At 67.3% G+C, this 13,618-nt stretch carries 14 protein-coding genes; 5 read left to right on the top strand and 9 right to left on the bottom strand.

The annotated features are described in order from the left end of the window. Positions 1–41 precede the first annotated feature (41 nt). The gene (locus tag OG394_RS01000; RefSeq protein WP_328992811.1) at positions 42–1,001 is read right to left on the bottom strand and encodes a hypothetical protein; all 960 of its coding nucleotides are present in this window, start codon (positions 999–1,001) and stop codon (positions 42–44) included. Positions 1,002–1,105: 104 nt separating this feature from the next. On the opposite strand from OG394_RS01000, the gene OG394_RS01005 reads away from it, so the two are divergent. Next, the gene (locus tag OG394_RS01005; protein ID WP_328992812.1) at positions 1,106–2,068 is read left to right on the top strand and encodes a helix-turn-helix transcriptional regulator; all 963 of its coding nucleotides are present in this window, start codon (positions 1,106–1,108) and stop codon (positions 2,066–2,068) included. Here OG394_RS01005 and OG394_RS01010 read toward each other — a convergent pair. Further along, positions 2,065–2,796 (bottom strand): HNH endonuclease family protein, encoded by a 732-nt coding sequence (locus OG394_RS01010; protein WP_328992813.1) that lies wholly within the window; start codon positions 2,794–2,796, stop codon positions 2,065–2,067. The genes OG394_RS01005 and OG394_RS01010 overlap by 4 nt on opposite strands. Before the next feature lie 244 nt (positions 2,797–3,040). On the opposite strand from OG394_RS01010, the gene OG394_RS01015 reads away from it, so the two are divergent. Continuing rightward, positions 3,041–3,253 (top strand): hypothetical protein, encoded by a 213-nt coding sequence (locus OG394_RS01015; RefSeq protein ID WP_328992814.1) that lies wholly within the window; start codon positions 3,041–3,043, stop codon positions 3,251–3,253. Positions 3,254–3,300: 47 nt separating this feature from the next. On the opposite strand, the gene OG394_RS01020 is transcribed toward OG394_RS01015, so the two are convergent. Next, positions 3,301–4,479, bottom strand: a complete 1,179-nt coding sequence (locus OG394_RS01020; protein WP_328992815.1) for an alpha/beta hydrolase family protein — start codon at positions 4,477–4,479, stop codon at positions 3,301–3,303. Positions 4,480–4,570: 91 nt separating this feature from the next. Then, entirely contained in the window at positions 4,571–5,215 is a 645-nt protein-coding gene (locus OG394_RS01025) for a PadR family transcriptional regulator (protein WP_328992816.1), read from the bottom strand. A gap of 71 nt (positions 5,216–5,286) precedes the next feature. Here OG394_RS01025 and OG394_RS01030 point away from each other — a divergent pair, with 71 nt between their 5' ends. After that, the gene (locus OG394_RS01030; protein ID WP_328992817.1) at positions 5,287–6,138 is read left to right on the top strand and encodes a class I SAM-dependent methyltransferase; all 852 of its coding nucleotides are present in this window, start codon (positions 5,287–5,289) and stop codon (positions 6,136–6,138) included. Positions 6,139–6,142: 4 nt separating this feature from the next. Here the strand turns inward: OG394_RS01030 and OG394_RS01035 are convergent, their stop codons facing one another. Together OG394_RS01035 and OG394_RS01040 are read right to left on the bottom strand one after the other, a co-directional pair. Then, positions 6,143–7,285, bottom strand: coding sequence for a fatty acid desaturase family protein (locus OG394_RS01035; protein ID WP_328992818.1), 1,143 nt, complete (start codon positions 7,283–7,285; stop codon positions 6,143–6,145). Between the two features lie 13 nt (positions 7,286–7,298). Then, on the bottom strand, positions 7,299–8,438 hold the full coding sequence (locus OG394_RS01040) for a ferredoxin reductase (protein ID WP_328992819.1): 1,140 nt from the start codon (positions 8,436–8,438) through the stop codon (positions 7,299–7,301). Positions 8,439–8,489: 51 nt separating this feature from the next. Between OG394_RS01040 and OG394_RS01045 the strand changes: the two genes are divergently transcribed. After that, entirely contained in the window at positions 8,490–9,719 is a 1,230-nt protein-coding gene (locus tag OG394_RS01045) for a PucR family transcriptional regulator (RefSeq protein ID WP_328992821.1), read from the top strand. Here OG394_RS01045 and OG394_RS01050 read toward each other — a convergent pair. After that, on the bottom strand, positions 9,702–11,189 hold the full coding sequence (locus OG394_RS01050) for a flavin-containing monooxygenase (RefSeq protein ID WP_328992822.1): 1,488 nt from the start codon (positions 11,187–11,189) through the stop codon (positions 9,702–9,704). The genes OG394_RS01045 and OG394_RS01050 overlap by 18 nt on opposite strands. 18 nt (positions 11,190–11,207) lie before the next feature. After that, positions 11,208–11,954: a LysR family substrate-binding domain-containing protein gene (locus OG394_RS01055; RefSeq protein WP_328992823.1), complete on the bottom strand. Its 747-nt coding sequence runs from the start codon at positions 11,952–11,954 to the stop codon at positions 11,208–11,210. A 57-nt stretch (positions 11,955–12,011) separates the two neighbouring features. Here OG394_RS01055 and OG394_RS01060 point away from each other — a divergent pair, with 57 nt between their 5' ends. After that, positions 12,012–12,395 carry a DUF5997 family protein gene (locus OG394_RS01060; RefSeq protein WP_328992824.1) on the top strand — a complete coding sequence of 128 codons (384 nt, stop codon included), beginning with the start codon at positions 12,012–12,014 and terminating at the stop codon, positions 12,393–12,395. A 54-nt stretch (positions 12,396–12,449) separates the two neighbouring features. Here OG394_RS01060 and OG394_RS01065 read toward each other — a convergent pair whose 3' ends face one another. Then, complete coding sequence (locus OG394_RS01065) at positions 12,450–13,595, bottom strand: hypothetical protein (RefSeq protein WP_328992825.1); 1,146 nt, start codon at positions 13,593–13,595, stop codon at positions 12,450–12,452. Between the last annotated feature and the right edge of the window lie 23 nt (positions 13,596–13,618).

The following is a 13,618-nucleotide window of genomic DNA, read 5'->3' on the forward strand; positions in this document are numbered from 1 at the left end:
GCGGTGAGGCTGGATCCGAGGTGCTTGACCGTCTTGATTCGTTAGGATTCGCCGCCGGAAAGCGTGGTGGTCGCGCGCGACAACGTGAGATAGCCGAGCCCGATCACGACCATCGCCTCGAGCCGGGCGGTCAAGGCCGCGACGACTGGTGCGACCTTCGCGGACTTGATCGTACGGACGAGGTCGAGCAGTTCGGTGATCTCCAGCCGGGCCATCTCGCCGATGGTGTGGCCGAGCACCGTCGCCGTACGCGCGGCCTTCCGAAGGCGATCGCCCCCGCACTCCGGACACGTCTCGGCTCGGGTAAAGGCCCGAATCGTCTGCTGCTTACGCTCCGACAGATCGTCCGACGTATGCAGGTAGATCCGCTCGAACCGCTCGACCACTCCTTCGTAGCTCTTGTGCCGCAGGCCGAGTTTCGCCGCCGCCTGGCCGCCGTACAGCAGGGCCTCGCGTTCGGCCGGCGTCCACTCGCGCAACGGGGTATCGGCGTCGAAGCTACCGATATCCGCGTACTGGGAGTACCAGTAGCCGCCGTTGCCGAAGCCGGGCAGCCGGATCGCGCCACCGGCGAGCGACTTGTCGAGGTCCAGAAAGCGATCGACCGCGCTGGCGACGACCTCGCCAAGGCCCGAGCAGGTCCGGCACATGCCGGCGGGCGCGTTGAACGAGAAGTGGTTCGACTCACCGACGTACGGCCCGCTGAGTCGGGAGAACAGCAGCCGCAAGTACGTCCAGGTGTCCGTGATCGTGCCGACGGTCGAGCGGGCGTTGCCGCCGATCCGGCGCTGGTCGATGACGACGACCGGCGTCAGTCCGTGGATGTGCTCGACGTCCGGCCGAGTCCACTTCGGCAGCCGGTTCCGCGCGAACGGTGGAAAGGTCTCGTTGAGCTGGTAACCGGCCTCTGCGGCGATCGTGTCGAACACCAGCGACGACTTGCCCGACCCGGATACGCCGACAAAAACGACCAACTCGCCATGCGGAACATCAAGGTCCACGTCAGCCAGATTGTTCGTGCGAACTCGGCGGAGAGTAATCATGAGTACGACACTACGAGCAGATGTGGCCACATCATGACCGCAATTCGGCGCAGAATGGCTCCATGGCCGACGTCACCGAACGCATGCTGGCCCTGCTCTCGACCCTGCAGACGGGTCGCCCGTTCAGCGGGGAAGAGCTGACCCGGCGGCTGAGCATCAGCCCGCGGACGCTGCGCCGCGACGTCGACCGGCTGCGCGGTTACGGCTATCCCGTCGAGACCCAGCCGGGGCCGGGCGGCTTCTACCGGCTCGCCGCCGGGCGGACCATGCCGCCGCTGGTACTGGACGACGACGAAGCGGTCGCCACCTTGCTGGCACTCGCCTCGCTCGCCGCCGGCGGCCCGTCCGCGGAGGGCGGGATCGACGACGCCGCGACCCGGGCGTACGGCAAGTTGGACCAGTTCCTACCCGCACGGTTGCGCCCGCGAGTGACGGCCATCCGCGCCAGCCTGGAGACGAGTCCGCAGCAGGCGCCGAGCGTGGCCGCCGACCAGCTCAGCTCCATCGCCGAGGCCATTGCGCACCAGGAGACGCTGACGTTCTCCTACACGAATGCCAGCGGTGCAAGGACTAGTCGGCGGGTTGACCCGTACAGGCAGGTCCACCATCTCCTGCGCTGGTACGTGCTGGGGTGGGACCACAACCGCGAGGACTGGCGCGTGTTCCGCCTAGACCGACTAGCCGACGTACGACGCACAGGCCGTCGGTACGACCAGCGGCCGCTACCCGCCGGGTCAGCGGCGGAGTATCTACGGCAAGGACTCAACGTCGGTAAGCAACGCGTCAGCCTCACGATCAACGCACCGGTCGCAGACGTCCTCGATGCCCTGAAGTACCAGGACGTCGAGGTCCAGCAAGCGAGCGAAGAGCAGACCAACGTCGTTCTAGCGCTGGACTCCTGGCAGTGGTTGGTCCTCCACCTCGCCTTCCTGGACGCGGACTTCGAGATCACCAACGGCGCCGTGTTCGCCGACGCCTGCCGCGCTTTTGGCGAGCGTCTTCTGGCGGCGACCGGCGCTAGCTAGGGGCAGGTGCGGAGCAGCGTCTTCACACTCTGCTGGTCGTCCCGGGTGATGGGCAGGCCGTATTTGCTTGCCACGCGCAAGTACCGCAGGACGTAGGTGCAGCGGAACGCCTTGTTGATCGGCATCCATTCGCCCGGCCCATGATCGGACTTGCTCGCGTTGGTCGAACCGTCGACGGCCAGCAGATTGTCCGTCTGGTCATTGGCGAAGTCCTGACGGCGTTGCGCAGTCCACTTCGACGCGCCGAGATCCCACGCCCGGGACAGCGGATAGAGGTGGTCGATCTGCACCTTGCTGGCTTCGGCCTTGCGGAACTCGATGGTCCGGCCGGTGTACGGATCTTCCAGCTGGCCGCTGAGCACCACGCACCGCTTCGCGCCCGACTTGTACGTCACCTGAGTGAGCTGCCGCGCGAGCACGTTGTTGCGGGTGTCGCAGCCGTCATGACCACCAGTACCGGTGTGGTTGTCGGACCAGGACGGACCGAACGAGCAACCCTTGCCTTTGCCACAACGTCGTTCGTACCCGGCAACGTCCGGCCGATTCGGCGCGACCTTCACCTTCGCGAGTTCCAGCGTGATCGACTTGGACGAGGCCGACGGATCGGGCGGCGCGGACGCTTCACGAGCGACATCGCAACCCGTAGTCAGCAGAGTCAAAGCCAGGGCGAGAACAACGGCGGAGCGGTACTTCGTGAGCAAGGCGGCCTTCCGGTTCAGAGCGGGCAAGGTGCCAGTCTGAGCCACGTGGCCGCCCGATCGCCGGACGACGCGCACGGTACGACGTACTGGGCGCGGCTAGTGTCCCGGGTTGGCCGGCCGGATCCGGATCTGCGGGGTCGGTCCGGAGACCGCGTGGTAGACGGCTGCAAGCTGTCCGCCGTCCTCCAGGACCTCGACGGTTCCGACCAGCGACCCCGCGACGCGCAACGGGTGGGCCAGGCAAGCGGCGTACGCCGTCCTGGGCGGCCTTGTGCTGGCGATCGTGGTCGGGCTAGTGGTTGCCGGCTGGGTGGACGCGAGTTGCGGCGCCGGACCGGTCGACTGCGCGGACAATCCCGACGCGAACTGGCAGGGTCCGTTCCTCGGCAAGCTCGCGGCCGCGGTGGCATTTCCTGTCGGCCTCGTCCTCACCCTGCTCTGGCAATCCTTGCGTTCCCACCGCCGCCCGCAACACAAGCGCTAAAGCTCCTCGAGCCGCCTGCCGTGGTCGGTCAGGGTGCGGCGAGGGGGTTAGGCGATGGCCGTCTGGAGTAAGGGCACGAGGGGGACTAGGCGGTTGGGGAAGGCGTCGACCAGGCCGTCGACGTGGTTGCCGCTGTTGATGCGGTGGTAGGTGTGCAGCCATGAGCGGCCGGTACGGCGTACTAGCTCGGCGTAGTGGTCGGAGTCTTGCGTGATGGGCAAAAGGCTGTCGAGGGTGCCGTGGATGGTGACTAGTGGGCGCCCGATTCGGCCGGTCAGCGCGATACGGCGTACGGACTGCTGGGCGACGAGTCGATCCGCGTAGTTGTAGTCGGCTTCTAGGCCGTCGTACGTCGGGTCCAACTCGGCCGCGTAGATCCGCATGGTCAGCTTCCAGTAGACCGTGTAGTGGTAGTTCCAGAGGAAGTCCGACTGCGGATCGAAGCCTGCGTTGACGATCAGCTCGGGCGTTTGTTGCTCATAGCCCCGAATTGCCGGAGGCAAGAAAGTCAGCAGGTTCGGCCCTTTCGCACTCCACAGCGTCCCTTCGAGGTCGACGCCTCGGGTGTAGAGCTCCGGGTGATTCTCCAACTGCCAGCGAACCAGGTAGCCGCCATTCGAGATGCCCGCGGCAACGACCTCGCGAGCCGGGCGACCGTAGTGCTGGGCAACTACCGCCCGGGCAGCTCGCGTCAGCTGGGTGGTCCGCTGGTTCCACTCCACCATCGCGTCGCCCGGCCGTACGCCGTCGGTGTAGAAGCTCGCGCCGGTGTTGCCCTTGTCAGTCGCCGCATACGCGAATCCCTTGGCCAGCACGTAATCCGAGATCGACTTGTCGTTCGCGTACTGCGCCCGCACGCCCGGCGATCCGGCGACCACCAGTCCGCCGTTCCACCTCGCTGGAAGACGTACGACGAATTGGGAGTCGTGGTTCCAGCCGTGGTTCTTGTTCGTCTGCGAGGTGTCCGGGAAGTAGCCGTCGATCTGCACGCCCGGCACGCCCGATTGCTGGGGGAGTGCGGCGTGCGTCAGCCCCGCATAGTCCGCCGGGTTGGTATGACTGGACGCGACCGTCCCGGCAGTGGTCAGATCCGCGAGGCAGGCGACCACTTGATGCTCGGCGCCGGGCACGCGTAGTTGCTCTGGGCAACCGTGTGCGCTAGCGGGTATTACTGACGCGCACGTGACGAGTGCAACGGCGACGGACAACGCGAGACGACGACGCATGAGGCCCTCCGGGTTCGGCTCCGCAGAACACTAGGAGCCGAACCGCCCGAGGACTATGGGATCGCGTCACACAACAACCGACCGCGCTATGTCACGCCTTGCCAGCGTCGTCCGGCTGCGACCATCTCGCCCGCGCCAGCACAGCCTGCGTCAGTTCGGGCGGGGGCCGGTGGCTGGCGATGTCATCGGGCCAGCCCTCTACCTCGGCCGTAGCCCACTCGGCCCACTGCGCCACCAGCGCGTAGAAGTCGGTCAGGAACGCGCCCATGAGGAGGGTGGTGGTGCGGCGCTCCTCGTAGCGGCCCTTGCCCTCGGCGAAGCGTTCGCCCGCAGCGATGTTGTCAGCGTTCATCTCGACTGCCCAGGCCCTGGCCCTCGCGATCGTTTCGAGCGCGTCGGCCCGGCTGCCGTGATCGGCGAACATGAGCTTGACCAGCCCCTCGAACTGGAGCACCGGTCCGTCGCCGGGCTCGGCAAGCCAGCCGGCCAGGGCCTGTCGGCCGGCGGCGGTAATCGAATAGACGGTCCGCCGGCGCCGCCCGACCGTCTCCTCGCGTGCGCTGGCATAGCCGTGCGCCACGAGCTTCTTGGGCTCTTCGAACAGCTTGCTCTCGGCGCGTGGCCACACTCGTCCGACGCTGAGCCCCATCGCCTTGGCCAGTTCGTAGGTCGAGTATGGACGGACCGCGAGCAGTCCCAGCACACCGAAGGTGGTCGTGGTGAGCACTCTTGACATGACCCTCCCTTTGGGAGTAAACCTAGCACATACTCTCTTTGGGAGTATATGAAGGCAGGGAGATGAGTCCGATGAGCAAGGCCGCGACCTTTGACGTCGACCCGAGCAACAGCCGCCAACTCCGCGACTGGGACGGCGAGCACGGCAACTACTGGGCCGAGTACGCCGACTTCTACGACCGCAGCCCGGCCGGCTACCACCCTGCCCTGCTGGCCGCCGCCGACGCGGGCCCTGCAGACCGGATCCTTGACGTCGGCTGCGGCTCCGGCCGGCTAGCGATCGACCTGGTCCGCGGCGCACCGGGCGCCCGCGCCCTCGGGGTCGACCTCTCCACCGCGCAACTCAACGTGGCCCGCCGCCGCGCGGCCGGGCTGGCGGTGGAGTTCATCCAGGCCGACGCTCAGGTGCACGATTTCGGGGCGGCGGCGTACGACCTGATGGTCAGCCGGACCGGGACGATGTTCTTCGGCGATGCGGAGGCAGCGTTCGCCAACCTGGCCACAGCCACGAAGCCGGGCGGTCGGCTCGCGATCTTGGTGTGGCGCGGCCTCGCGGAGAACGAGTGGCTCCGCGAGATCTTCGAGGCGTTGCGACTCGGCCGCGATCTGCCGATGCCGCCGCCCGGCGCGCCCGGGCCGTTCGCCCAGAGCGACCCGGCCATGGTCGAGCCACTGCTGGCCGCCGCGGGCTGGTCCGACGTTGCCTTCGAGGCCCTCGACCATTCGCTCTGGCTGGGCCCCGACGCCGATCAGGGCACCAGGTGGCAGCTGGGCCAGTCCGCCTGGCTCCTGGCCGGCACCGACGACGCGCAGCGCGCGACCGCCGCCGCGAACCTTCGGGCATTGTTCGCAGCTCACCAGACGCCCGACGGCGTCCGACTGAGCTCGGCTGCCTGGCTGGTGACCGCCCGTCGAGCAGACTGATCCTTCAGGCGGGGAGAGCGCGCGCTCCGGGCGCCAGGCGGCCGGTCAGCTTCTTGGCGAAGTCGTTCGGCAGGGAGAGGCGGATGACCTTGTACCAGGCGGACGCGACCTGCTTCGGCAGCGGCCCGGTCGTGTACTTGAGGTTGTACTCCTCGAAGAGCGCCTTCACCTGCGGCGCGATCTCCTGGTAGCGATTGCTCGGCAGGTCGGGGAAGAGGTGGTGCTCGATCTGGTACGACAGGTTGCCGGTCATCACGTGCATGGCCTTGCCGCCGCTGATGTTCGCGGAGCCGAGCATCTGCCGGAGGTACCACTCGCCGCGCGTCTCGCCCTCGATGGAGCGTCGCTCGAACGTCTCGACGCCCTCCGGGAAATGGCCGCACATGATGACCGAATGCGTCCACAGGTTGCGGACCAGGTTGGCCGTCGCGTTGGCGGCGATGGTGTGCAGGAACGACGGGCCGGACAGCAACGGGTGTACGACGTAATCCTTGGTGACCTGGCCGCGAATCTTCTTCAGCACCTGCTTGACGCGCGCCTTGAACTCCGGGTCCGTACGACGCTTCTTCGTGGCGAGGTTCTTGCCCAGCTCGAGGTCATATGCCGCGACGCCGTACTCGAAGACACAAGCGTTGAGGAAGTTCCACAACGGCTGAGCGAGATAGAGCGGGTACCAGCGCTGGTCCTCGTCGACGCGCATGATGCCGTAACCGAGGTCGTTGTCCTTGCCGACGACGTTGGTGTACGTGTGGTGCAGCTCGTTGTGCGAGTGCTTCCACTGCTCCGACGGCGAGGCGTGGTCCCACTCCCAGGTGGTCGAGTGGATCTTGGGATCGCGCATCCAGTCCCACTGACCGTGCATGACGTTGTGGCCGATCTCCATGTTCTCGAGGATCTTGGCCACGGACAGACCGGCAGTGCCGACGAGCCACGCCGGCGGGAACAGCGACAGCAGCAGGACGGCCCGGCTCGACAGCTCCAGCTTCCGCTGCACGCTGATCACCTTGCGGATGTACGCCGCGTCGGACGCGCCGCGTTTGGCGATGATGTCGGCGCGGATCGCGTCCAGGCGGCGGCCGATCTCCTCGATATCTTCGGTCGAGAGGTGCGCGATCGGGTTGTCGGCCTTCTTCTGCATGACAGTCATATGGATCTCGCTCTCAGAGGTCGATATCGCAGGCGCCGGCAGCGGCCGAGACGCAGGTTTGAATGAGTACGCCGTCACCGGGGGCGGCAGTGGTGAGGTCGCCGGAGCGCAGGTCGCGCACTGAGCCTTCGCGCAGGGGGAGTACGCACGAGAAGCAGATGCCCATTCGGCAGCCCGACGGCATCAGCACGCCCGCCTCTTCGCCGGCATCGAGGATCGAGGTGGCGCCGTCGAGCTCGAGCGCGACGTCCGTGCCGGTGAATCGGACGGTGCCGCCTTCGCCGGGCTCGGCCAGCGCGGTCCGGAACCGTTCGGTGTGCAGCCGGTCGGGGAGGTCGAGCGCGGCCCACTGTTCCTCGATGGCGTCGAGCAGACCGGCCGGGCCACAGGCCCAGGTCTGCCGCTCTGCCAGATCGGGCACGAGTGCCGCGAGCGCCGTCATGTCGAGGCGGCCGTGAATGTCGGTGTGCTGCTCGACCAGCCGGAGCCGGCCCTCCTCCGCGAGCGCGCGCAGCTCGGTACCGAAGATCACGTCGTCGGCAGAGGCCTCGGAGTGCACGAGTACAACGTCGTCGAGCCGATCGAGGCCGGCCCGCAGCATGCCCATCACCGGGGTGATACCGCTGCCGCCGGTGACGAACAGCGCCTTCGTCGGCGCCGGATCGGGTAGGACGAAGTCGCCGAGCGCCTGGTCGAGGTGCACCAGCTGGCCCGGTCGCAGCTCCTGCGAGAGGTGGGCGCTGACCACGCCATCCGGTACGGCCTTCGCGGTGATCGACAGCAGGCCGTCGGCCGCGTTGGGCGCGGAGGTCAGGGAGTACGAGCGCCACAGCCGTACGCCGTCGACGTCGAGGCCGATCCGCACGTACTGCCCGGGCCGGTGACCGCGCCAGGCGCCACCAGGACGGAGTACGACGGTCACCGCGTCGGCGGTCTCGGGGCGCACGTCGACGACGCGAGCGCGTAGGTCGGCGCCGGGGCGCAACGGGCGGAACATGTCGAGGTAGTCGGCGGGATCGAGCGGATGGGTCGCAGCCGCCGCGATCTGCCAGACCCGGTCGCGGAGGCGGCGACGGGGGGTACCCGCTGGGCCGGGTTCGCGCACGAAGGTGGTCATGTACTCCAGCATCCTCGACGGGAGGTGTAGTTTCATGACCGTAGACGGTGAACTTATCTCCCGAATTTGTGTGGAGGGAACAAAAACGTGTCCGACAGCGATCCGGTGCGTCACGCCAGCCGTACCGCCCGTGGAGCCGCGGAGCTCGACCTGGGCGAGGTGGCGATCGAGTTGTTGCGATCCCGGCTCCCCAATGTGGCCGAGAGCACCGTGCGCGCGGTCATCGTCGAGGTGCCGGGTTATACGAACGCCTTGGCCGGGTCGATGGGGGCGAATATCCAGCGTGCCGTCCAGCTCGCGCTCGCGGGTTTCCTGAATTTGGCGAGTAGTCCGCGGAGTGGTGGGGATCCGGGCACGCCGCTGGCGCCTGCGCTTGAGGGCGCGTATCTGCTTGGCCGGGGTGAGGCTCGGAGTGGGCGGTCGATGGACGCGTTGTTGGCCGCCTATCGGGTTGGGGCTCGGGTGTCTTGGCGGGAGTTGTCGAGTACGGCGGTCGAGGCGGGTCTTCCGGCAGGGACGCTGGCGAAGTTCGCCGAGTTGGTGTTCGCGTATATCGATGAGCTTTCGGCGGCGAGTGTGGCGGGGCATACCGATGAGCTCGCGACGACCGGTCGGGTGCGGCAGCGGTATTTGCAGCGGCTTGGGCGGAGTTTGCTGGTCGGGGATCCCGCGGATCAACTGGCGGATCGGGCTGAGCGGGCTGATTGGGAGCCGCCGCGGACTCTCACGGCCGTGTTGTTGCCGAATGCGCAGGTGCGGGGTGTGCTTGCGGTGCTGGATCCGCGGACGTTGCGGCCCGAGGACGAGTTGCCGGAGTTGGAGGAGGAGTCTGAGGTCGCGGTGCTGCTGGTTCCCGATGCGGATGGTCCTGGGCGGGTTGCGTTGCTCCGGAGTTTGCGGGGGCGGCAGGCGTGGGTTGGTCCGTCCCAGCCTTGGACGATGGCGCGTACGTCGTACCTGCGGGTGTTGCGTGCACGGCGGCTCCGGCTGCCGGTGGAATCCGACGCTCCCGTTGATACCGATCGGCACCTGGCCGCGTTGGTGGTGGCGGCCGACCCGGCGGCGCTCGAGGATCTCCGGCGACGGGTGCTGGCGCCGTTCGCCACGCTCCGCCCGGCGACGGCGGACCGCCTTACCGAGACCCTGCGCGAGTGGTTGCTGCACCTGGGCCGCCGAGACGACGTAGCCGCCGCCATGCACGTCCACCCCCAAACGGTCCGCTACCGCATGGGCCAAATCCGCGAACTCTTCGGCAACCGCCTAGAAGACCCCCAAACCATCCTCGCCCTAACCATCGCCCTAACCACCAACCCCTGAGGCTGCGCCGGACGTTCTGCAGGAGAAGTGGAGGTGTTTGTTGGTGATGGGGCCGGTGCGGAGGAGTTTGAGGTCGTCTTGGTAGTTCATTGACATTAGCCATGGGGCGGCTGGGCCTTGTTTGGGGAGGTCGGCGAGGGAGCGTTGGACGTAGCCTGCACCGAAGTCGAGCAGGGGGCGTGTTTCCAGGTCGGGATCCGCGTCGGCCCAAGCGGTGTTGTAGCCGTTGTCGTCCATGTGGCGGAGCAGGCGGCAGAAGTACTCGCAGAGGAGCCCGATCTTCAGCGTCCACGAGGAATTCGTGTAGCCGATCGCGATTGCGAAATTCGGCACACCGCTGAGCATCATCCCGCGGAAGACCACGGTGTCCGGCGGCGAAACAGGGCGGCCATTCACGCTGAGCTCGATACCGCCGAATAGCTGCAGGTTCAGGCCGGTGGCCGTCACGATGATGTCGGCCTCGAGCTCACGCCCGCTCTCAAGCAGGATCCCGGTCTCCGTGAACGTCCTGATCCGATCCGTGACCACGGACGCCTTGCCATCCCGGATGGCGTCAAAGAGGTCACCATCCGGTACGACGCACAGCCGCTGGTCCCACGGGTCGTACGGCGGATTGAAGTGCTCGTCGACCGGATACCCATCAGGCAGCCGCTTCTTATTGACCAGCCGGATGACCCTCCGCGCGACGCGAGGAAATCGCCGGCAGAAGCGCCAAGTCGCCCGCTGCATGGCGATGTTCTTGCGACGCGTCACCGCATACGCCCGCGTCGGACCCACGACCCGCCGCAGCAGATTGGCGAGCGCGTCCTCCTTAGCCACCGCCATCACGTAACTCGGCGTACGCTGCAACATCGTGATGTGCCCAACGTCGTCCGCCATCGCGGGAATTAACGTCACCGCAGTAGCACCACTACCAATCACCACCACCCGTTTGCCCTTGTAGTCAAGGCCTTCGGGCCAATGCTGCGGATGCACGATCGTCCCCGCGAACCGCTCGCGCCCCTCAAACGCCGGCGTATAACCCTCGTCGTACCGGTAATACCCGCTGGCGCAAAAGATCCACCCCGCGGTCAGCTGGAACCGCTCCCCGGTATCGCCACGCTCAACCTCAACCAGCCAGCGCGCCTCGTCCGACGACCAGTCCGCGCTGACGACCTTGTGCTGATAGCGGATGCTCGCGTCCAGCCCGTACTTGGTCGCCGTACGACGCACATAATCCAAAATCCGCGGCGCCGAAGCGATCGACTCGTCATCACGCCAAGGCTCGAACTCGTACCCGAAGGTGTGCAGATCAGAGTCCGACCGAATGCCCGGATACCGGAACAAATCCCACGTCCCACCCGACGCGGCCCGGGCCTCGAGGATGGCGAACGTCTTGGCCGGATGCTCGGTACGCAGATACCGACCGGCGCCGATTCCGGAGATACCGGCGCCGACCACCAGCACATCGAGGTGCTCGACAGCGCTCATGCATCCTCCAGGACGGGGTTAGGACCGGCGCTTGGGCTTGCCGCGCTTGCCGCCTTGGGGAGCGCGAGGTCGTTCTGGCTTCTTGCCTTTGGGGTTGGACTTCTTCGCGGCCGGCTTGGCCTTGGGCTTGGGAGTAGCGGTCGCGGGACCCCGGGTCGTGTTGAGGGTCCGGCCGCGGACGATGCCGATCAGCACTTCCACCAACTCGCCGGACTCGTCCTCCGGCCACGACAACGCGACCTGCGACTCGGGCGCGTCCGCGATCGGCCGATACGTGAGGTCCTTGCGGTGATGTAGCCGGGCGAGTGACTGCGGTACGACGAGGAGGCCGATCCCCGCCGCGACCAATTCGACGGCGTCGGCCGTATTCGCGGGACGTGCGGGCCATTGGCGCCCGGGCGGCTGCTCCCAGTCGAAAGCGTCGTCCAACGGATGCAGCAGCACCTCGTCGGTCAGGTCCTCGGTGGTCACCTCTTCCGCCGCGGTCACGAGGTGATCCTTCGGAACCACGACCACGGTCGTCTCGGTATAGAGAGGTATCGCGTGCAGGCCCGTCCGGTCGATCGGCAATCGCAGCAACGCGGCGTCGACGGTCTGGTCACGAACAAGCGCGGCGGCCTCGCCGGGGGAGACCTGCACGAGCGTCAGCTGGACCCGCGGCAGCCGCTCGTTCCAGACCCGCACCCACTTGGTGGGCGTCACGCCCGGGACGTACCCGAGTTTGAATTCGGGCTTGGATCCTGGCGGTACGTCCGGGCCGGTCACCAGCCCAGATTACCGGGCGTAGTCGGCGACGGCGCGTCGGCTCGTTACCCTGAGGGCATGACGTCGCAAAAGACTCCCCAGACGATGAAGCCCGCGACAGCGGCGAAGAAGCTGGGCGTGCTCCTCGAAGCCACCCCGGCCGAGTTCCAGGAGGGTGTCGTCTCGCGCGACGAGCTGAACGCCCTGCAGGCCGATCCGCCCGAGTGGCTGCGTGAGCTGCGCGCCACCGGCCCGCACCCCCGTGGCACCATCGCCGCCCTGCTCGGCATCTCCATCAGCGGTCTCGCCCGTGGTGGCGTCACCGATCCGCTCACCACCGAGCAGATCGAGGCCCTCAAGACGGAGAACCCCGACTGGCTCCAGCGCGAGCGCGCCACCCAGGCCGAGGTCCGCCGCGAAACCGCCCGCATCAAGGCCGAAGCCCGGGAGACTCGCGGGTGACTCGCGAGTGACACGGCCGGGGTCGACGGATCGACCCAGGACTCGTGCGCCTGATCACCAGCTGTTGTTCGAGATGTCCAACCCGAGGTAGATCTGGTCGAAGGTGTTGCCGTCGTTGTCGTCGGTGTACGCGACGGCCACCTCGGCCCAAGGCGATACCGCGACCGCCATCTGCTCCTGACGTCCGGCCGGGACCGAGCTGAGCTGCTGAGCCGACAACCTGCCCGCGTCCGTACCGCTGGTGCCGAAACCGCGCACCCAGACGTCGAGATCGGTGGCCTGAACCGTCCACCCCACGACGGAATTCGCCTGGTCATCGAGTCCGACCGACGGCCCCTTGCCGGCGTTGGCGACCAGCACATCGGAGAAGCGCGCCGTGCCCGTCGGGCTGAACGTACGCGTCCACGACCCCGCCGTACCGCTGTGATCGGACTCCCACGCCACGGCGAAGTCGCCGTTGAAGTTGGCCGCGACCGTCGCGTACCTCTGCTGCCCGGTGGCGTTGGCGTTCGCCGTACGACGCGACAGGTTCGCAGCGCCGGTCGTGCGGGCCAAACGGATCAGGCCGACGTTGTACGCCGCGTCGGCGTCGCCGTCCTCGTCCCAGACCACGACGGCATCACCCGAGGCCGACACGGCCACATCCGGGTTGTGGTGCTGGCCGGTTGTCTGCGAGGCCGTGACCTCCCAGGCGCGAGTCGTCGGCCCGGTGAAGCCAGCTGCCTTGACCGTGGCCGGGGCGGTGCCCTGGGTGTCCTCCCACACCACGGTGAATGCGACCGCGCCACTAACGGGTGCACCGTCCGGGTCTACGGCCACTCGCGGGTTGACCTGCTGCCCGTCCGAACTGGTGTTGGAACTACCTGAGGCGGTGACAGTGCCTGCTGTGTTCACCACCCGGTACGGGACGTTGTAGAACCCGTTGCCGTCAGGGTCGTCTTGCCACACCACTACGGCGTTGCCCTTGTCGTCGAGCCCTACGTCCGGGTTGAGGTGGCGCCAGTTGGTTACGCCGCTACCGCCGGCCGCAGACAGCTTGACCTCGTACAGGGCACTGCCGTTGCGAAACAGCCGTAGGAAGATCTCACTGTGCGCGTTGTCGGGTGCGTTGGCTGCGTCCCGGTCGTCCTCCCACACGACGGCGACGTATCCATTGCGGTTGGTGGCGACCGACGGCGCGTCCTGGTCTCCAGTGGACACACTGTTGGCCGTAAGCCACGTCG

The sequence above is a fragment of the Kribbella sp. NBC_01245 genome (genome assembly GCF_036226525.1).
Classification (GTDB): domain Bacteria; phylum Actinomycetota; class Actinomycetes; order Propionibacteriales; family Kribbellaceae; genus Kribbella.